The following is a 16,545-nucleotide window of genomic DNA, read 5'->3' as shown; positions in this document are numbered from 1 at the left end:
GTACATTACAATATTTTTAATTACCCTTGACGTTGCTTGTATTTAGGATTTTTCTTGTTGATAACGTAAAGTTTACCTTTACGGCGAATAATCTTGCAATCAGCGCTACGTTTTTTAATTGATGATCTAACTTTCATTTTATTTGTATCTATAAGTGATGCGTCCCTTTGTTAAATCGTAAGGAGACATCTCCAGTTTTACTTTATCACCAGGAAGAATTTTGATGTAGTGCATCCGCATCTTTCCTGAAATGTGCGCAATAATCTCATGTCCGTTCTCGAGTTCAACCCTGAACATCGCATTAGACAATGCTTCTCTTATTACTCCGTCTTGTTCAATTGAGGCTTGTTTAGCCATATTTTATTGATTGTTACTTAATTAGCTGCTTCTAAACAGGGTTGCAAAATTAAATAAAAAATTTTAATTATTTATTTTTTTTGTTGTAAAACTTCTTCTATTATAGAAAACGTTGATAAAACATCTGCTTTGCCCTTTTTTATAGCCACTGTGTGTTCAAAATGTGCCGATGGCTTATTGTCTTTACTGGTTACCGTCCACCCGTCATTATGAAACTTAACACCTGCTACGCCTGCATTAATCATGGGTTCAATTGCAATTACCATCCCTTCTTCAAGTTTTGGCCCTGCGCCACGCTTTCCATAATTGGGAACTTCTGGTTTTTCATGAAGTTTTACACCAACGCCATGTCCTACCAATTCTCTTACTACTCCAAATCCATTGGCTTCTGCATATTGCTGCACTGCAAAACCGATATCTCCAATACGCATTCCTGCAACTGCTTTCTCTACGCCCAACTCCAAACAGCGTTTTGTAACCACAACCAACTTCTGTTTTTCAGCATCAATTTCCCCGATAGAGAAAGTATAGGCCGAATCGCCAAAATAGTTGTTTTTGATTACGCCACAATCAACCGAAATTAAGTCGCCTTCCTGTATTACGTATTCACTTGGAAAACCATGAACAACCTGGTCATTTGGCGAAATACACAATGAATTGGGGAAGCCATTGTAATTTAAGAATGCAGGGATCGCTCCATGGTCACTAATAAACTCGTAAGCTAACTTATCCAATTGAATAGTAGTCATGCCTGCTTTTATCACTTTGGCCACTTCGGCCAAGGTTTTAGAAACAAGCATGGAACTTTCTCTTATTAACTCGATCTCTTCAAGAGATTTGTAATAAATTTTAGACATCCTTTAGAACTACAACGCTGCGTTGCTACTTGCCGCTGGAACTCCAGTTCTGCCAGTAACCCTACCCGTCTTCATTAAACCATCATAATGGCGCATCAATAAATAACTTTCGATCTGTTGTAAAGTATCCAAAACAACACCAACCAAAATTAAAAGTGATGTACCACCGAAGAAGTGAGCAAACTCTTGTTTAATTCCAAATTTAACAGCCAACGAAGGTAAGATAGCTATGATCGCTAAAAATACCGCACCTGGGAAAGTGATTTTTGAAATTACATCATCAATAAAGCTTGATGTTGCAAAACCTGGTTTAACACCTGGGATAAAACCACCATTTTTCTTCATATCGTCGCTCATTTGAGTTGGATTAACTGTAATGGCAGTATAGAAGAAAGTAAATGCGATAATTAAAAATGCGAAAGTTAAGCTATAAGCCAACGAAGTGGTGTTGCTAAACTGGATTAACCATGATCCTTGTAAAGAAGGAGCAAATGACATTAAAGCACCTGGAATAAACATTAACGCCTGTGCGAAAATGATTGGCATAACACCGGCAGCATTAACCTTTAAAGGAATATACTGACGAACACCACCGAACTGGCGGTTACCAACAATTTTCTTAGCGTATTGTACAGGCACTTTACGTACTCCTTGAACAATTAAAATGGTAAACATTACCACTGCAAATAAAGCAACAATCTCTAAAACCAATGCTACCGGACCACCACCTTCACTTGCCGAACCAACCCGTGCACTAAATTCTTGAGATATTGCAACTGGTAAACGGGCTATAATACCAACCATAATGATTAGTGATGTACCGTTACCAATACCTTTATCAGTGATCTTCTCTCCCAACCACATTACGAATAGTGTACCTGCAGTTAATACAGTTACCGCCAAAACATAAAATAATGTAGGAGATGCAATTAAAATAGCAGCAGGATGTGGATCAACAATTTGTGTTTTCACATAACCAACTGATTGAACGATTGTAATCGCTACCGTTAGATAACGCGTGATCTGGTTCATTTTCTTTCTACCACTTTCGCCCTCTTTCTGCATTTTTTGGAAAGAAGGAACAGCAATACCCAATAGTTGCACCACAATAGATGCAGAGATATAAGGCATTACCCCCAATGCTAAGATAGAAACACGAGAGAAAGAACCTCCGGCAAACATATCGAGTAAGCCTAAAAGTCCTGATTTTTCGTTTTCACCTAAAGCAGTTGGATCTACACCCGGTAAAACCACGTGAGATACGAAACGGTATACCAAAAGAATTAAGAGCGTAAACAATATACGCTCTTTTAATTCTTGAATTTTCCAGATATTACTTAAAGTAGTAAATAGCTTCTTCATTTAATAATTACAATTTTACAATAGAACCACCTGCAGCTTCAATAGCTTTTTGTGCGGTTGCAGAAAACGCATGTGCTGTAACTTCTAATTTTGCTTTCACTTCACCACGACCTAAAATTTTAACCAAGTCGTTTTTTGAAGCTAAACCATGCGCCTGTAGAGCAGCGAAATCGATAGTTGTTAAGCTGAATTTCTCAGCTAAGTTCTGTAACACGTCTAAGTTTACACCGATGTATTCTGTACGGTTAATTGGTTTGAAACCAACTTTAGGCACACGGCGTTGTAAAGGCATTTGACCACCTTCGAAACCGATTTTGGTTGAGTGACCTGAACGAGAACCCGCACCTTTGTGACCACGGGTTGAAGTACCGCCACGACCAGAACCTGTACCACGACCAATTCTTTTGCTGTTTTTTGTAGAACCTTTTGCAGGTTTTAAATTACTTAAATTCATTTTTTTGAATTTGTGTTGCCCTTCGCTTTCACTAAACAGGTACAACGATAAATAAATAATGATTGAATTTTGAATGATTGAATGTTTTTGCAATATGCACATTCATTCACTCAAAATTCATTCATTTAATAATTCTCTTAAATTGCTTCGATTGCTACCAAGTGGTTCACTTTGCGAACCATACCGATAATTTGCGGTGTAGCTTCAACCTCAACACTTTGGTTCATTTTAGATAAACCCAAAGCCTGAACGGTTCTTTTTTGGCGCTCGCTTCTGTCGATAACGCTTTTTACTTGTGTTATTTTGATCTTAGCCATGATATTATCCGTTAAATACTTTGTTTAAATCTATACCACGTGTTTGGGCTACTGTATAAGCATCGCGCATTTTAGTTAATGCATCAACAGTTGCTTTCACCACGTTGTGTGGGTTAGATGATCCTTTAGATTTTGCCAATACGTTGTGTACACCAGCACTCTCTAATACAGCACGCATCGCACCACCTGCAATTACACCGGTACCCACAGCAGCTGGTTTGATCAATACAAAACCACCTGAGAATTTACCGATTTGCTCGTGAGGAACAGTACCGTTTAAAATTGGAACTTTTACCAAGTTCTTTTTAGCATCATCCACACCTTTTGCAATTGCTTCAGTTACCTCTTTCGCTTTACCTAAACCGAAACCAACAACACCGTTCTCATCACCCACAACAACAATTGCTGAGAAGCTGAAAGTACGGCCACCTTTGGTTACTTTGGCAACACGTTGTATACTAACCAAACGATCCTTTAATTCGATATCGGTGGTTTTTACTCTTTTTATATTAATAGTTGACATCTTACTTTTTCTTCAGATTAAAATACTAAACCAGCTTCGCGGGCACCCTCTGCCAACGATTTTACACGACCGTGGTATAAATAGCCGTTTCTATCGAAAACAACTTGTTTTACACCAGCTGCAATTGCTTTTTCGGCAACTAATTTACCTACTGCTACTGATTGGTCGCTTTTGCTTCCAGTACCTGCAAAATCTTTCGATAATGATGATGCTGATGCTATTGTTGTACCGGTTACATCGTTAATTACCTGCGCATAAATCCCTTTATTGCTTCTATATACAGATAACCTTGGACGTTCTTCCGAACCGGTAAGTCTTTTTCTGATCCCTTTTTTAATACGATCTCTTCTTGATAATTTTTTACCTGCCATGATTACTATTTTTTAGATGCTGATTTACCTGCTTTTCTTCTTAACACTTCACCTACAAACTTGATACCTTTACCTTTATATGGCTCTGGTGCACGTAACGAACGGATTTTCGCTGCTACCTGACCGATCAATTGTTTGTCGATACTTTCTAAAATAATTTTAGGAGTCTGACCTTTTTCAGATGATGTAGTTACTTTAATCTCTTCTGGTAATTGGAATACATAGTGGTGAGAATAACCTAAAACTAGATCTAAGGTATTACCTGTGTTTGTAGCACGGTAACCAACACCTACTAATTCTTGAGTTAATTTATAACCTTCTGTAACACCTACAACCATGTTGTTAAGCAATGAGCGATATAAACCGTGTAATGCTTTGTGTTTCTTTTGTTCTGACGGACGTTGAACTGTTAAAATTCCGTCTTCTTGACTTACAGTGATATCTGAATCTACTGCTTGTGTTAATTCACCTTTAGGGCCTTTTACAGTTACTACGTTATCGTTAGATACGGTAATTGTAACACCTGAAGGGATTGTAATTGGGGCTTTTCCTATTCTTGACATTGTGTTGTTCTCCTAAATATTAATAAACGTGACACAATACCTCACCACCAATGTTTAATTTGGCTGCTTCTTTATCGGTCATTACACCTTTAGAAGTAGATAAGATTGCGATACCTAAACCGTTTAATACTCTTGGCATATTTTCAACGCCTGCATACTGTCTCAAACCTGGTTTACTTACTCGCACTAATGTACGAATAGCAGGAACTTTAGTAATTGGATTGTACTTCAAAGCAATTTTAATGGTGCCTTGAACTGTAGTATCTTCAAACTTATAGTTCGCGATGTAACCTTTGTCGAAAAGAACTTTAGTAATTTCTTTTTTAAGGTTTGATGCAGGAATTTCTACAACTCTGTGGTTGGCCTTAATGGCATTCCTTACTCTTGTTAAATAATCTGCTATTGGATCTGTATTCATTTTTTATTGTTTTTGATAGTGGTTTCCCATCATTACCCAACGGTAGGACCTGCTATCGGTTAAAATTCTTTTTTTAAGCGAAAAGCAAAAAGACTAAAGCCTAAAGCGGGTTTATTCGCTTTAGACTTTAAGCTTTCAGCTCTAAGCTATATTACCAAGATGCTTTTTTAACACCTGGTATTTTACCGTCTAGTGCCATTTCGCGGAACGTTACCCTTGAAATACCAAAGGTACGCATATATCCACGAGGACGACCAGTTAATTTACAACGGTTGTGCAAACGTACTGGAGATGAGTTTTTAGGTAATTTATCTAAACCCTCGAAATCTCCTGCAGCTTTTAATGCTGCACGTTTTTCAGCGTATCTAGCTACCAATTTTTGGCGCTTAACTTCGCGTGCTTTTACACCTTCTTTTGCCATTATTCTGCTGTTTTTTGATTTTTAAATGGTAATCCGAATTGTTTCAATAACTCAAGCGCTTCAACGTCAGATTTTGCCGAAGTTACGAAAGTTATATCCATCCCTAAAATTTTATTGATTTTATCGATATTAATCTCTGGGAAGATGATTTGCTCAGTAACACCTAATGTGTAGTTACCTTTTCCATCAAAACCTTTATCGTTAATACCTTTGAAATCGCGGATACGTGGCAAAGCTACAGAGATCAAACGATCTAAGAACTCGTACATGTTGTTATCACGTAATGTTACACGTACACCTACTGGCATACCTTTACGTAATTTAAAGTTAGAGATATCTTTCTTAGATTGTGCTGCAACCGCTTGTTGACCAGTAATGGTAGTCAATTCTACGATTGTAGTATCCATAATCTTTTTATCAGTAACAGAAAAACGACCTACACCCTGATTGATACAGATTTTTTCCAATTTAGGAACCTGCATTACAGTTTTGTACTGAAATTTTTCTTTCAATGCATTTACAACTTCTTCTTTGTATTTGCTTTTTAATCTAGGTGTAGCCATTATTTAATCTCCTCTCCTGAAATTTTAGCAACTCTAACCAATTTACCATCAGCGTTTAGTTTACGACCTACGCGGGTAGCTTTACCAGATTTTGGATCAACCAACATCAGGTTAGAAATGTGAAGAGCAGCTTCTTTTTTAATAATACCACCGTTTGGATTTGCAGCATTTGGTTTAGTATGTTTAGATACTAAGTTAATGCCTTCTACAATGGCTCTGTTTTTATCTATTTGTACTGAAAGTACTTTTCCTTGTTGACCTTTTGAATCGCCAGCAATTACTTTAACTAAATCTCCAGTGCGGATTTTAAGTTTTGGTGTATTTACTTTGTTTCCCATTTTATAATACCTCCGGTGCTAATGATACGATTTTCATGAATTGTTTTTCACGTAGTTCTCTCGCAACCGGGCCAAAGATACGTGTACCTCTTGGCTCATCCTGTGCGTTCAATAATACAGCAGCATTATCGTCAAAACGGATATAAGAACCATCTTTACGACGGATTTCTTTTTTAGTTCTTACAACAACTGCTTTAGAAACTGTACCTTTTTTAATGTTACCAGAAGGTAACGCGCTTTTTACGGTAACAACTACTTTATCACCAATTGAAGCATAACGTTTGCCGGTTCCACCTAGCACGCGAATTACTAATACTTCTTTTGCGCCGCTGTTATCAGCAACGTTTAATCTCGATTCCTGTTGTACCATCTTATTTAGCTCTTTCTAAAATTTGTACCAATCTCCAGTTCTTGTTTTTACTCAAAGGACGAGTTTCCATAATTAATACTGTATCTCCGATACCGCATTCGTTTTTCTCGTCGTGAGCCATAAATTTGGTAGTTTTCTTTACGAACTTACCATAAATCGGGTGTTTTACTTTACGTTCCACGCTCACCACAACAGATTTATCCATCTTGTTGCTTACCACTAACCCGGTTCTTGTTTTTCTTAATTGTCTTTCCATGTCGACTCTCAAATTATTTGGTTTCAGTAGCTGACTCAGTGTTTTTCACTTTAGTCAGTTCAGTGTTTAAACGGGCTATGTCTTTCCTTACTTTTGCAATGCGTGAAGGATTTTCGATAGCTGAAATAGTGTGAGCGAACTTCAATTTTGATAAGTTCTCTTTTTCTTCCGCAATCTTAGCTACTAATTCTTCTTTTGAAAGCCCTGTGATTTCTGAATTTTTCATTTTTCTTTTTCTTTTACGTTGAGTGTAGCGGTTATAATAAACAAGTATTTACAACATTCACCTCAACACTTTACTATGCTTCTACGTAATCTCTACGTACTACGAATTTGGTTTGGATTGGTAATTTCTGAGCAGCTAAACGCAATGCTTCTTTAGCAACTTCTAAAGGCACACCTTCAGCTTCGAAAATTACACGTCCAGGTCTTACTACTGCTACCCAATACTCAGGAGCACCTTTACCTTTACCCATACGTACCTCAGCAGGTTTTTTAGTTACTGGTTTGTCCGGGAAAATCCTGATCCATACTTGTCCTTCACGTTTCATGAAACGTGTTACGGCAATACGGGCAGCCTCTATCTGGCGACTTGTGATCCAAGTAGCTTCTAAAGATTTGATACCGAAAGATCCGAATGCTAATTCAGCTCCACGAGAAGCTAAACCCTTCATTCTGCCTTTTTGCATCTTCCTGAACTTCGTTCTTTTTGGCTGTAACATTTTATTTTGTTCTAATCGTTAAACGATGTTAATAAATCAATTATTTACGAGGACCTCTGTTAGCGCCTGCGCCACCACCTCTGTTTGCACCACCTTGGCCTGGACCACGACCGCCTTGGTTTCCACCACGTCTGTCGTTACCACCGCCACGGTTATCTCTTCCACCACCTCTGTTATCTCTTCCACCGAATGCTGGTTTCTCTGATTGGCCTTTTGGACCGTTGTTTGTTGCACCAATGTTTGGAGACAAATCACGTTTTCCATAAACCTCACCTTTACAGATCCATACTTTAACGCCGATTTTACCATAAGTGGTTAAAGCTTCAGCTAAAGCATAGTCGATATCAGCACGGAATGTATGCAAAGGCACTCTTCCTTCTTTGTACTGCTCGGTACGTGCCATCTCAGCACCACCTAAACGACCAGAAGTCATGATTTTGATACCTTCAGCACCCATACGCATGGTTGATGCGATAGAAGATTTCATTGCTCTACGGAATGAGATCCTTGCTTCTAATTGTTTTGCAACACCTTCTGCAACTAATTGTGCATCAAGTTCTGGGCGTTTAATTTCGAAGATGTTAATCTGAATTTCCTTTTTGGTTAATTTCTTTAACTCTTCTTTGATTTTATCAACCTCAGCACCTGCTTTACCGATTACGATACCTGGACGAGCTGTGTGGATAGTTACGGTGATACGTTTTAAGGTACGCTCGATAACTACTTTTGCAACACCGCCTTTTGCGATACGGGCAGAAAGGTATTTTCTTATTTTCTCATCTTCAACTAATTTATCGGAGTAGTTGTTGCCACCGAACCAGTTAGAATCCCATCCTTTGATAATTCCTAACCTGGCACCTATTGGATTTGCTTTTTGTCCCATTTCCTAATTAGTTTTGAGTTGTTTCTGTGTTTTTACTATCTACAATCAGCGTTACGTGGTTAGAACGTTTGCGAATTCTATATCCACGGCCTTGAGGAGCTGGACGTAAGCGTTTTAACTGACGGCCACCATCAACCATAACTGTTTTTACAAAAAGTTGGTTTTCTTCAGGGCGAGCACCTTCATTTTTAGCTTCCCAGTTTTTGATAGCAGATAATAATAATTTCTCAACTCTTATTGCTGCTTCTTTATTGGTAAACTTTAAAATGCTTAATGCTTTCTCTACACGTTCACCTCTGATAAGATCTACAACCAAACGCATCTTACGCGGTGAGGTTGGACAATTGTTTAATTTTGCTATTGCTTCCATTGTCTAATTATTTTTTCTTTTCAGCGTGTCCTCTGAATGTTCTGGTTGGAGCAAATTCTCCCAACTTGTGACCAACCATGTTTTCTGTTACGTACACAGGGATAAATTTATTACCGTTGTGTACTGCAAATGTATGATTAACGAAATCTGGTGAAATCATTGATCTACGAGACCAAGTTTTGATTACAGACTTTTTGCCTGAATCATTCATAGAGTTTACTTTTTTCTCTACGTTATGGTCAATATAAGGTCCTTTTTTTATCGAACGAGCCATTATTTCTTCCTTCTCTCTATGATGTAACGATTAGAATATTTTTTAAGTTCTCTGGTTTTGAAGCCTTTAGCTAAAACGCCATTTCTTGAACGAGGGTGACCACCTGATGATCTACCTTCACCACCACCCATTGGGTGATCTACTGGGTTCATCGCTACCGGTCTAGTTCTCGGACGACGGCCCAACCAACGTTTACGACCAGCTTTACCTAGTACTTCGTTTGCGTGATCTGAGTTAGATACTGCACCGATTGTAGCTAAACAAGTGGTTAAGATTAAACGGGTTTCGCCTGAAGGCATTTTTAAAGTAGCATATTTACCATCGCGGGCAGCTAATTGTGCGTAAGCACCTGCACTACGAGCCAATTGTGCTCCTTTTCCAGGGTGGATCTCCACGTTGTGGATGATAGAACCTAATGGAATGTTCGATAATTTTAAAGTGTTACCTACTTCTGGAGCTGCTGTATCGCCCGATAATAATACCGAACCAACTTGCAATCCTTCAGGAGCAATGATATAACGCTTCTCGCCATCTGCATAATGTAATAATGCGATGCGGGCAGTACGGTTTGGATCGTACTCAACAGTAGCTACTGTTGCAGGAATATCGAATTTATCGCGTTTGAAGTCGATAATACGATAAGATTTTTTGTGACCGCCACCCATGTAGCGCATAGTCATCTTTCCTGTATTGTTACGTCCACCAGACTTTTTTGATGATACAACCAATGATTTTTCGGGCTTGGTTGCTGTAATCTCCGTAAAACTAGCACCAACTCTGAAGCGGGTACCTGGAGTAACTGGTTTAAATTTTCTTAAGCCCATAGTTATAATTAATTATTAAATTAAAGGGTTGCGTAATAATCTATTGTTTCTCCGTCTTTCAACGTTACGATTGCTTTTTTGTATTTAGGGCTACGGCCTGATACAAAACCTGCTTTAGTGTAACGTGATTTAGCTTTTCCATCAACAACCATGGTGTTAACTGCAACGATGGTTACACCGTACAATTTCTCAATAGCTGCTTTGATTTGGATTTTGTTAGCCTTGTGGTTAACGCTAAATGTGAAACGGTTAGATTTCTCAGTTAAAGCTGAAGCTTTTTCGGTTAATATTGGTTTTTTTAAAATTTCCATATTACTTGGCAAATGCCTCCTCCAAAGTTTTAACAGAATCTGCAGTTAACACAAGTACTCCAGCGTTTAATACATCATAAGTATTTAAATCTGCTGCAGCGATTACTTTAGTTTTCTGAACGTTTCTGCTTGATAAATAGATATTATTATTTTGCGAAGGTAAAACCAACAATGTTTTTTGTGTACCTACGTTTAACGCAGCCAATAAACTTGTATAGTTTTTAGTTTTAATTGTATCGAAGTTGAAATCTTCTAAAACTACCACGTTGTTATCTTTTGCTTTATAAGCTAAAGCAGATTTACGTGCTAATGATTTTAATTTCTTGTTCAATTTAAAACTGTAATCACGTGGCTGAGGACCGAAAACACGACCACCACCGTTAAATAACGGAGATTTAATGCTACCAGCACGGGCACCACCTGTACCTTTTTGTTTGTATAGTTTACGGGTTGAACCAGCAATCTCGTTACGTTGTTTAGATTTGTGAGTACCTTGACGTTGGTTAGCCAAATACTGTTTTACATCTAAATAAATCGCGTGGTCGTTAGGCTCGATACCGAATACCGATTCAGGAAGTTGCACCTTGGCACCTGTTTCTTTACCTGAAATGTTTAATACTTTAACTTCCATCTGATTACTTGTCTAAGATTACGTAAGAACCTTTAGCTCCTGGAATGGAACCACTAACTACTAATAAGTTTTGCTCAGCATAAACTTTCAAAACCTGTAAGTTTTGAATTTTTACCCTGTCTCCACCTGTTCTTCCTGCCATGCGCATTCCTTTGAATACACGTGAAGGGAATGATGATGCTCCCAATGAACCTGGGGCACGTAAACGGTTATGCTGACCGTGAGTCTGCATACCAACACCGGCAAATCCGTGGCGTTTTACAACACCTTGAAAACCTTTACCTTTTGAGGTACCTACAACATCAACAAAATCGCCTTCTGCGAATGAATCAACTGTTACCACATCACCTAAATTAAGTGAAGTTGTAAACGAATCGAATTCTACCAGCTTGCGTTTCGGAGTTGTGTTTGCTTTCGCGAAATGGCCTTTTAACGGTTGAGTTGTGTTTTTCTCTTTTTTCTCATCGTAACCCAGTTGGATTGATGAATACCCGTCTTTTTCTTCGGTCTTTACTTGTGTAACTACACAAGGCCCAGCCTCGATTACCGTACAAGGAATGTTTCTTCCTTCGGCATCAAAGATACTGGTCATTCCTACTTTTTTTCCAATAATTCCTGACATTTTATCTTTTCTTTTTAACACCCATCGAAGCAGTAGGGCTTCGTTCAAGGTGGTTGTACATCCCCCGAAAGGGACGGCAAAGATAGGCAAGAATTATTAATTTTCAAATAGTTAGCAAAATATTTTTCAAATAAATTGCTGATATGATGGTGTTTAACCTAAAAAAGCAAGGCTAATGCGCTAAACCCCCATTTAAACTGATAGTTATGATGGCCAAAATGATAAATCCGATCAGTACATATAAATAATCGCGCTCAATTAAAAAGCTAAAAATAGCAAATATGATGCGGGCTATGGGCGTAAAAATGAGCATTAAGATCCCAAACTGCACAATGGCATCGCCCTGAAATGTAAGTATGCCCTTAAAAATAGCGGCTATGGAAGAAAATTTGGCCAGCTCGGGCTTAAATACTTTATAATCGGTAATTACGCCATTATTGTGAACCAGAAAAATAATACCGCCAACAAGTACAATGCTCATCGAAATAATTACACCGGCACGCAGCAGTGTACCCAATATTACCTGAATATCTTTATCGTTTATATTTTCTTTATCAACTGCCGCCATTATAATCCGCTTATTCCTTTATAAATCATCTGTAAGGCTAAAAATGTAACCACTACTGCAAATACAATTTTAAGCTTGTCGGTTTTGGTTTTTAACAGCACTTTCGATCCTATTGTTGCGCCCGTTAAAACCCCTATGCAAACCGGCATGGCTATACCTGGATCGATCTGTCCGCGGTGCAGGTAAACCACAGCACTTGCAGCAGCAGTAACGCCCATCATAAAATTACTGGTGGTTGTAGATACTTTAAAAGGTAAACGCATAATGTTATCCATGGCAATTACCTTTAATGCGCCGCTCCCAATGCCCAAGAGGCCAGATAATGTTCCCGCAAAAAGCATCATCAAGAAACCGCCTGGTACATGTTTCACCGCATAAGGGTGATCTATGCCTTTATCGGGATAAGAGCCGTTGAGTTTAAAAAAATTGGCCCATTTATCGGTATCATCTAATGTAGTATGATCTACCTTTTTTTTCAAGGTCATAATGGCCGAAAAAATCAAGATACAGCCAAATAAGATGGCGATGTAATTGGCATTTAAATAAACGGCTATCACTGCGCCGCAAATAGCACCAACGGTGGTGGCTATCTCCAAAAACATCCCGATCCGGATATTGGTTATTCCCTCTTTTACATAAGCTGCCGCTGATCCGGATGAAGTAGCAATAACCGAAACAATTGATGCGCCAATGGCATAATGGATATCAACCCCTAAAGCTAATGTGAGTAAAGGAATAATAATAACACCACCGCCTAAACCGGTTAAAGAGCCCAATAGGCCAGCTAAAAAAGCGCCCAGCAAAACGATTATGGTAAACAATAATACCGACATGCGGCAAATATAAGACACCTGTTTTGGGTAAACGAAGGATTAAAGGAATAAAATTAAGTCTATATATTAAGGGGATAAAATAGAATTTTGCGATGGAATAGCCGTCACCCTGAATTTATTTCAGGGTCTCTGCAGAAATGAGATGCTGAAATAAATTCAGCATGACGCAAGCTTATGCTCATCTATTTACCCAACCTTTTGATCATCTCCGCACTCAAATCCCTGCCATCGTTTAAACGGTTGGCAAAAAATGATTTGGCAGCTTCAAAGTGTTCTTTGTAACCCTTTAAATCGCCATAACCGATAATTGATGCCCATTCGTGTACTGCGGTATGAAATTCCAGATCGTCACCACGGATAGATTTATCGTACAAAGCAGTACTGATCGACTCTTCGAGCATGGATTCGTTTTTGAAAAGATATTCGGCTATGCCCAACCTCAATTTAAAAGGCGGTGTTTGACAGATCAGGTTATCGTAAGGGTTAACGCCCATTTTATACCAAGCGTACACCATGCTCAGCAAACTTAGGTGTGAATTGGGCTTCTGTTTATGATCGGCATCCGATAGGCTAAACTCTTTCATGATATTATCATCCAAGAGCAAAAGCGTACGGCTCTCATGAAATACAAAATCGCGTGCGGCATAAATTTTTTCTCTAAACTCGGTTTCATTTTCACAGATCATGAGTTTAAAAAGTTCGGATTCTGCCTGTGCATAATATTTTACCTGCTTCTGCGCGTAAGGGTTTAATATGGCCAAACCAGCATAGATATGAGATTTATAGCTAAAAATTCTTAGCGTGGTTAAAATCTTCACATTGTCAATTCCACCGGCATAGGCGGGGTTATCCCAGGGGAAAAAACCTGCATTTTTCCATGCCGAGCCCATGCTTTCGAAACCCATATGCGTTACGGCCTGCGTATCGGCCACAATTTTATCGTGTTCCCTATAATCGTCCATCTCAATAATGTTCGATTTTAAAGATTTGTAGATCTCCAATGCTTTGGCATAAACGGCATCGGTAGCGCGGTGGCGTACCACAACCAGGGTCTGCCCTTCGGGACTAAATGCCGGCCCATGCAAAGAGTGGCAGGTTACAATCTGGGTATCTGCCGGAAGGTGTTTTTCAAAAGCAGCAATCTCCGGATGCTTAACAGAAGTTTGTCCGGCAACTATGGCACCGTATTTTGTAGAGCGGGCAAAGGTGGCCACTACTTCATCAATTTTTTCGGCTTCAACACAATAGATAATAAAATCAGATTTACGTGCAACTTCATGTCCATCGGTTAAAACTTCGATTGTCTTAGGTTCAAGCTCATTTTTTAAATCGACAAAACGTAAGGGCATATCGGCCCCACATACCTTATAACCGGCATTTACGAACGATAGTGCATACAATTTGCCCATATCGCCCAAACCTATAATTCCTATTTGCATGAAACAAATGTAACCTATCGGCAATAATTTTATAATAAAACTTAGATAAAATTGTTATTTAGAATGTTAAACCAAAACAGTTTTGGCTATTTCCCTAAAACTTAAACTAAAAAATAATACGACTGGGAAATATTTAAAAATGTAGTTTTACATTCTAACACCTATATTTAAACTATGCAGAAAATTAAACACACCCTATTGTTTTTAGGCGCTATGCTATTTTTTAACGTTGCATTTGGGCAAACTTTACCCGATACTACTAAAAATACTGATCCATCATTAAATGGCCAGTACCAGTTTATGTTAAAAAAATCTAAAAGCTTCAATGGCGCAAGGCTGATTAACCCATCAAGGTTATCATCTTTATGGAAAAGTGTGAATGATACGCTCAGAAAAGAACGCAAGCAACTACAGGAAGCCAGGCAGGAAATTAAATCGCAGGCAGGTAATATTTCGAGCCTAAAGGGCGAAGTAACCGGAAAAGAAAGCTCATTGGCTACCGCTAATGCTTCGGTAAATGAAATTAAATTTTTAGGGATAGCTTTTGATAAAGGCACTTACAACACCATTGTTTGGGCCATCATTATTGTGCTGGCTCTCGGTTTGGCCTTTGTAATTTTCCAATCGGGCAAATTAAGGCATGAGGCTAAATACCGCACAGAACTTTATCAGGAAGTAGCTGATGAGTTTCAGGCTCATAAGGTAAAGGCAAAAGATAAAGAAATGAGACTTGCGCGCGAGTTGCAGGATGAACGCAATAAATGGGACGAAGGCCGAGGAAGATAGGCCCTAACAATTAGCCTGTCTAACTGGCCCTTCAACAAGCTCAGGGTGACAATGGTTTATGAGAAGGAGAGTTGTCAACTTTAATAGCCAATGCGCTAGAAAGCTGACAGCTCTTTCAAAGCATCAGAAAAGGCCATTCGATAGGCTTAAATTGACAATTGCCTATATAAAGAAGAGTTGTCAACTTAATAACTCAAGCGCTAGAAAGTTGACAGCTCCGATAATCGACTTAATTCTTAATACTGTATTTCAACCCCACCTCAAATTCGCCATTGCTGTAGTTCTGCATTTTAGAGGTATTAGTAGTGTATTGGAACAAAATTGAGAATTGATTTTTATAGTTGGCACCAAACCCGGCAGTAAAACTATTTGTACTGTGGTATATGCCGTTCAACATTAATTTATTATCCAAAACCTGCAGGTTTACGCCCGCATCGAAAATGCCATCGTAATTTTGAACACCCCTGTACACCAGTTTAGGTTCTATACTGTTAATTACCTTATCGGTAGTAAAACGGTAGCCAGCCGCTATAAAATAGATAGAGCGGTCTACAACATTCCTTAACACATCTCTTTTAAAAAAGCGTTTAAGGTTGGGCAATGTACCCTGCAGTGTTAACTTATCCGTGCGGTAAGCCACGCCAAAGTCGCCATCCAAATACAGTTTCCGATCGTTGAAGCTATTTAGCACATCATCATCCAGATCTCCCTTAACCTTACCAAAATCTATCCATTCATTCATAATCCCGCCTGATAGGCCGAAATCCAGATAATTGGTGCCGCTATTTAAAGGTAAGTGATAGGCATAAGTTACCGTTGCCCTTGTGCGGTTAATGGCTCCGGCACTTTCATTGTAAAAAAGAAGCCCCAAACCTACCTTGTTGTTGCTTAAACCATAATCGCCTGTTAAATATTGTATTCTTGGTCCACCCTCTACCCCTGCCCACTGGGCCTTAAATGCCGCATTTAAATTTAAACCCGCCTCTAATCCAGCCATTGCCGGATTGGCAAGAAACTGGTTCTGATAATAAATACTGCCCATTGGGTTTAGTTGGGCAAAAGCCGGCAAACCCAGTAAAATTAACAGCCCTGCTATATAACCTTTCATTTTT

General features: G+C 38.8%; 29 protein-coding genes. 1 reads left to right on the top strand and 28 read right to left on the bottom strand.

Features of this window, described 5'->3' with window-relative positions; all coding sequences use genetic code 11:
* Window positions 1-20 precede the first annotated feature (20 nt).
* The 27 genes from rpmJ to ACS5PU_RS00875 all read right to left on the bottom strand — a co-directional run bounded on the left by rpmJ (window position 21) and on the right by ACS5PU_RS00875 (window position 14,647).
* Window positions 21-137, bottom strand: a complete 117-nt coding sequence (rpmJ, locus tag ACS5PU_RS01005) for a 50S ribosomal protein L36 (protein ID WP_010599887.1) — start codon at window positions 135-137, stop codon at window positions 21-23.
* 1 nt (window position 138) lies between these two features.
* Window positions 139-357, bottom strand: a complete 219-nt coding sequence (gene infA, locus ACS5PU_RS01000; protein WP_010599888.1) for a translation initiation factor IF-1 — start codon at window positions 355-357, stop codon at window positions 139-141.
* A 71-nt stretch (window positions 358-428) separates the two neighbouring features.
* Window positions 429-1,214 carry a type I methionyl aminopeptidase gene (gene map / locus ACS5PU_RS00995; RefSeq protein WP_439457405.1) on the bottom strand — a complete coding sequence of 262 codons (786 nt, stop codon included), beginning with the start codon at window positions 1,212-1,214 and terminating at the stop codon, window positions 429-431.
* A 9-nt stretch (window positions 1,215-1,223) separates the two neighbouring features.
* A complete protein-coding gene (gene secY / locus ACS5PU_RS00990) occupies window positions 1,224-2,576 on the bottom strand; it encodes a preprotein translocase subunit SecY (protein ID WP_439457404.1) in 1,353 nt (450 codons plus the stop codon).
* 7 nt (window positions 2,577-2,583) lie between these two features.
* Entirely contained in the window at window positions 2,584-3,030 is a 447-nt protein-coding gene (rplO, locus tag ACS5PU_RS00985) for a 50S ribosomal protein L15 (RefSeq protein ID WP_439457403.1), read from the bottom strand.
* A gap of 137 nt (window positions 3,031-3,167) precedes the next feature.
* Window positions 3,168-3,347, bottom strand: a complete 180-nt coding sequence (gene rpmD, locus ACS5PU_RS00980) for a 50S ribosomal protein L30 (RefSeq protein ID WP_010599892.1) — start codon at window positions 3,345-3,347, stop codon at window positions 3,168-3,170.
* A gap of 4 nt (window positions 3,348-3,351) precedes the next feature.
* Window positions 3,352-3,870, bottom strand: coding sequence for a 30S ribosomal protein S5 (gene rpsE / locus ACS5PU_RS00975; protein ID WP_010599893.1), 519 nt, complete (start codon window positions 3,868-3,870; stop codon window positions 3,352-3,354).
* 17 nt (window positions 3,871-3,887) lie between these two features.
* Window positions 3,888-4,241: a 50S ribosomal protein L18 gene (gene rplR, locus ACS5PU_RS00970; protein WP_010599894.1), complete on the bottom strand. Its 354-nt coding sequence runs from the start codon at window positions 4,239-4,241 to the stop codon at window positions 3,888-3,890.
* Between the two features lie 5 nt (window positions 4,242-4,246).
* Entirely contained in the window at window positions 4,247-4,804 is a 558-nt protein-coding gene (gene rplF, locus ACS5PU_RS00965) for a 50S ribosomal protein L6 (protein ID WP_439457402.1), read from the bottom strand.
* Window positions 4,805-4,823: 19 nt separating this feature from the next.
* The gene (rpsH, locus tag ACS5PU_RS00960; RefSeq protein WP_039475190.1) at window positions 4,824-5,222 is read right to left on the bottom strand and encodes a 30S ribosomal protein S8; all 399 of its coding nucleotides are present in this window, start codon (window positions 5,220-5,222) and stop codon (window positions 4,824-4,826) included.
* A gap of 151 nt (window positions 5,223-5,373) precedes the next feature.
* Window positions 5,374-5,643 (bottom strand): 30S ribosomal protein S14, encoded by a 270-nt coding sequence (gene rpsN / locus ACS5PU_RS00955; RefSeq protein ID WP_039475193.1) that lies wholly within the window; start codon window positions 5,641-5,643, stop codon window positions 5,374-5,376.
* Window positions 5,643-6,209, bottom strand: a complete 567-nt coding sequence (gene rplE, locus ACS5PU_RS00950; protein WP_090984040.1) for a 50S ribosomal protein L5 — start codon at window positions 6,207-6,209, stop codon at window positions 5,643-5,645. The genes rpsN and rplE overlap by 1 nt, the downstream gene beginning before the upstream one ends.
* Window positions 6,206-6,544 (bottom strand): 50S ribosomal protein L24, encoded by a 339-nt coding sequence (gene rplX, locus ACS5PU_RS00945; protein WP_439457401.1) that lies wholly within the window; start codon window positions 6,542-6,544, stop codon window positions 6,206-6,208. Before rplX ends, rplE begins: the two co-directional genes overlap by 4 nt.
* A 1-nt stretch (window position 6,545) precedes the next feature.
* Window positions 6,546-6,914, bottom strand: coding sequence for a 50S ribosomal protein L14 (gene rplN / locus ACS5PU_RS00940; protein WP_010599900.1), 369 nt, complete (start codon window positions 6,912-6,914; stop codon window positions 6,546-6,548).
* Window position 6,915: 1 nt separating this feature from the next.
* The gene (gene rpsQ / locus ACS5PU_RS00935) at window positions 6,916-7,170 is read right to left on the bottom strand and encodes a 30S ribosomal protein S17 (protein WP_010599901.1); all 255 of its coding nucleotides are present in this window, start codon (window positions 7,168-7,170) and stop codon (window positions 6,916-6,918) included.
* A 13-nt stretch (window positions 7,171-7,183) separates the two neighbouring features.
* Entirely contained in the window at window positions 7,184-7,396 is a 213-nt protein-coding gene (gene rpmC / locus ACS5PU_RS00930) for a 50S ribosomal protein L29 (RefSeq protein ID WP_025145217.1), read from the bottom strand.
* A 73-nt stretch (window positions 7,397-7,469) separates the two neighbouring features.
* Window positions 7,470-7,892 (bottom strand): 50S ribosomal protein L16, encoded by a 423-nt coding sequence (rplP, locus tag ACS5PU_RS00925; RefSeq protein ID WP_010599903.1) that lies wholly within the window; start codon window positions 7,890-7,892, stop codon window positions 7,470-7,472.
* Between the two features lie 40 nt (window positions 7,893-7,932).
* Entirely contained in the window at window positions 7,933-8,775 is an 843-nt protein-coding gene (rpsC, locus tag ACS5PU_RS00920) for a 30S ribosomal protein S3 (protein ID WP_439457400.1), read from the bottom strand.
* A gap of 7 nt (window positions 8,776-8,782) precedes the next feature.
* Window positions 8,783-9,145 (bottom strand): 50S ribosomal protein L22, encoded by a 363-nt coding sequence (gene rplV / locus ACS5PU_RS00915; protein WP_439457399.1) that lies wholly within the window; start codon window positions 9,143-9,145, stop codon window positions 8,783-8,785.
* Window positions 9,146-9,152: 7 nt separating this feature from the next.
* On the bottom strand, window positions 9,153-9,419 hold the full coding sequence (gene rpsS, locus ACS5PU_RS00910) for a 30S ribosomal protein S19 (RefSeq protein WP_010599906.1): 267 nt from the start codon (window positions 9,417-9,419) through the stop codon (window positions 9,153-9,155).
* Window positions 9,419-10,243 carry a 50S ribosomal protein L2 gene (rplB, locus tag ACS5PU_RS00905; protein WP_439457398.1) on the bottom strand — a complete coding sequence of 275 codons (825 nt, stop codon included), beginning with the start codon at window positions 10,241-10,243 and terminating at the stop codon, window positions 9,419-9,421. The genes rpsS and rplB overlap by 1 nt, the downstream gene beginning before the upstream one ends.
* A 20-nt stretch (window positions 10,244-10,263) precedes the next feature.
* Window positions 10,264-10,554 carry a 50S ribosomal protein L23 gene (gene rplW / locus ACS5PU_RS00900; protein WP_025145221.1) on the bottom strand — a complete coding sequence of 97 codons (291 nt, stop codon included), beginning with the start codon at window positions 10,552-10,554 and terminating at the stop codon, window positions 10,264-10,266.
* A gap of 1 nt (window position 10,555) precedes the next feature.
* Window positions 10,556-11,185 (bottom strand): 50S ribosomal protein L4, encoded by a 630-nt coding sequence (gene rplD, locus ACS5PU_RS00895; protein WP_439457397.1) that lies wholly within the window; start codon window positions 11,183-11,185, stop codon window positions 10,556-10,558.
* A gap of 4 nt (window positions 11,186-11,189) precedes the next feature.
* Window positions 11,190-11,807, bottom strand: a complete 618-nt coding sequence (gene rplC / locus ACS5PU_RS00890; RefSeq protein ID WP_439457396.1) for a 50S ribosomal protein L3 — start codon at window positions 11,805-11,807, stop codon at window positions 11,190-11,192.
* Between the two features lie 172 nt (window positions 11,808-11,979).
* A complete protein-coding gene (locus ACS5PU_RS00885; RefSeq protein ID WP_439457395.1) occupies window positions 11,980-12,375 on the bottom strand; it encodes a DUF1634 domain-containing protein in 396 nt (131 codons plus the stop codon).
* Window positions 12,375-13,208: a sulfite exporter TauE/SafE family protein gene (locus ACS5PU_RS00880; RefSeq protein WP_439457394.1), complete on the bottom strand. Its 834-nt coding sequence runs from the start codon at window positions 13,206-13,208 to the stop codon at window positions 12,375-12,377. Before ACS5PU_RS00880 ends, ACS5PU_RS00885 begins: the two co-directional genes overlap by 1 nt.
* Before the next feature lie 182 nt (window positions 13,209-13,390).
* A complete protein-coding gene (locus ACS5PU_RS00875; protein WP_439457393.1) occupies window positions 13,391-14,647 on the bottom strand; it encodes a prephenate dehydrogenase/arogenate dehydrogenase family protein in 1,257 nt (418 codons plus the stop codon).
* Window positions 14,648-14,821: 174 nt separating this feature from the next.
* Here ACS5PU_RS00875 and ACS5PU_RS00870 point away from each other — a divergent pair, with 174 nt between their 5' ends.
* On the top strand, window positions 14,822-15,433 hold the full coding sequence (locus ACS5PU_RS00870) for a hypothetical protein (protein WP_439457392.1): 612 nt from the start codon (window positions 14,822-14,824) through the stop codon (window positions 15,431-15,433).
* A 229-nt stretch (window positions 15,434-15,662) separates the two neighbouring features.
* Here the strand turns inward: ACS5PU_RS00870 and ACS5PU_RS00865 are convergent, their stop codons facing one another.
* Window positions 15,663-16,541, bottom strand: coding sequence for a PorP/SprF family type IX secretion system membrane protein (locus tag ACS5PU_RS00865; protein ID WP_439457391.1), 879 nt, complete (start codon window positions 16,539-16,541; stop codon window positions 15,663-15,665).
* Window positions 16,542-16,545 lie beyond the last annotated feature (4 nt).

The sequence above is a fragment of the Pedobacter sp. GSP4 genome, from assembly GCF_051857575.1.
In the GTDB taxonomy this organism is placed as follows: Bacteria; Bacteroidota; Bacteroidia; order Sphingobacteriales; family Sphingobacteriaceae; genus Pedobacter.
This window is presented reverse-complemented; position numbering and strand designations above follow the sequence as displayed.

Excerpts from the sequence above, each read along its gene's own strand:
- rpmJ (WP_010599887.1), bottom strand. The coding sequence starts at position 137 with ATGAAAGTTAGATCATCAATTAAAAAACGTAGCGCTGATTGCAAGATT.
- infA (WP_010599888.1), bottom strand. The coding sequence starts at position 357 with ATGGCTAAACAAGCCTCAATTGAACAAGACGGAGTAATAAGAGAAGCA.
- map (WP_439457405.1), bottom strand. The coding sequence starts at position 1,214 with ATGTCTAAAATTTATTACAAATCTCTTGAAGAGATCGAGTTAATAAGA.
- secY (WP_439457404.1), bottom strand. The coding sequence starts at position 2,576 with ATGAAGAAGCTATTTACTACTTTAAGTAATATCTGGAAAATTCAAGAA.
- rplO (WP_439457403.1), bottom strand. The coding sequence starts at position 3,030 with ATGAATTTAAGTAATTTAAAACCTGCAAAAGGTTCTACAAAAAACAGC.
- rpmD (WP_010599892.1), bottom strand. The coding sequence starts at position 3,347 with ATGGCTAAGATCAAAATAACACAAGTAAAAAGCGTTATCGACAGAAGC.
- rpsE (WP_010599893.1), bottom strand. The coding sequence starts at position 3,870 with ATGTCAACTATTAATATAAAAAGAGTAAAAACCACCGATATCGAATTA.
- rplR (WP_010599894.1), bottom strand. The coding sequence starts at position 4,241 with ATGGCAGGTAAAAAATTATCAAGAAGAGATCGTATTAAAAAAGGGATC.
- rplF (WP_439457402.1), bottom strand. The coding sequence starts at position 4,804 with ATGTCAAGAATAGGAAAAGCCCCAATTACAATCCCTTCAGGTGTTACA.
- rpsH (WP_039475190.1), bottom strand. The coding sequence starts at position 5,222 with ATGAATACAGATCCAATAGCAGATTATTTAACAAGAGTAAGGAATGCC.
- rpsN (WP_039475193.1), bottom strand. The coding sequence starts at position 5,643 with ATGGCAAAAGAAGGTGTAAAAGCACGCGAAGTTAAGCGCCAAAAATTG.
- rplX (WP_439457401.1), bottom strand. The coding sequence starts at position 6,544 with ATGGGAAACAAAGTAAATACACCAAAACTTAAAATCCGCACTGGAGAT.
- rplN (WP_010599900.1), bottom strand. The coding sequence starts at position 6,914 with ATGGTACAACAGGAATCGAGATTAAACGTTGCTGATAACAGCGGCGCA.
- rpsQ (WP_010599901.1), bottom strand. The coding sequence starts at position 7,170 with ATGGAAAGACAATTAAGAAAAACAAGAACCGGGTTAGTGGTAAGCAAC.
- rpmC (WP_025145217.1), bottom strand. The coding sequence starts at position 7,396 with ATGAAAAATTCAGAAATCACAGGGCTTTCAAAAGAAGAATTAGTAGCT.
- rplP (WP_010599903.1), bottom strand. The coding sequence starts at position 7,892 with ATGTTACAGCCAAAAAGAACGAAGTTCAGGAAGATGCAAAAAGGCAGA.
- rpsC (WP_439457400.1), bottom strand. The coding sequence starts at position 8,775 with ATGGGACAAAAAGCAAATCCAATAGGTGCCAGGTTAGGAATTATCAAA.
- rplV (WP_439457399.1), bottom strand. The coding sequence starts at position 9,145 with ATGGAAGCAATAGCAAAATTAAACAATTGTCCAACCTCACCGCGTAAG.
- rpsS (WP_010599906.1), bottom strand. The coding sequence starts at position 9,419 with ATGGCTCGTTCGATAAAAAAAGGACCTTATATTGACCATAACGTAGAG.
- rplB (WP_439457398.1), bottom strand. The coding sequence starts at position 10,243 with ATGGGCTTAAGAAAATTTAAACCAGTTACTCCAGGTACCCGCTTCAGA.
- rplW (WP_025145221.1), bottom strand. The coding sequence starts at position 10,554 with ATGGAAATTTTAAAAAAACCAATATTAACCGAAAAAGCTTCAGCTTTA.
- rplD (WP_439457397.1), bottom strand. The coding sequence starts at position 11,185 with ATGGAAGTTAAAGTATTAAACATTTCAGGTAAAGAAACAGGTGCCAAG.
- rplC (WP_439457396.1), bottom strand. The coding sequence starts at position 11,807 with ATGTCAGGAATTATTGGAAAAAAAGTAGGAATGACCAGTATCTTTGAT.
- ACS5PU_RS00885 (WP_439457395.1), bottom strand. The coding sequence starts at position 12,375 with ATGGCGGCAGTTGATAAAGAAAATATAAACGATAAAGATATTCAGGTA.
- ACS5PU_RS00880 (WP_439457394.1), bottom strand. The coding sequence starts at position 13,208 with ATGTCGGTATTATTGTTTACCATAATCGTTTTGCTGGGCGCTTTTTTA.
- ACS5PU_RS00875 (WP_439457393.1), bottom strand. The coding sequence starts at position 14,647 with ATGCAAATAGGAATTATAGGTTTGGGCGATATGGGCAAATTGTATGCA.
- ACS5PU_RS00870 (WP_439457392.1), top strand. The coding sequence starts at position 14,822 with ATGCAGAAAATTAAACACACCCTATTGTTTTTAGGCGCTATGCTATTT.
- ACS5PU_RS00865 (WP_439457391.1), bottom strand. The coding sequence starts at position 16,541 with ATGAAAGGTTATATAGCAGGGCTGTTAATTTTACTGGGTTTGCCGGCT.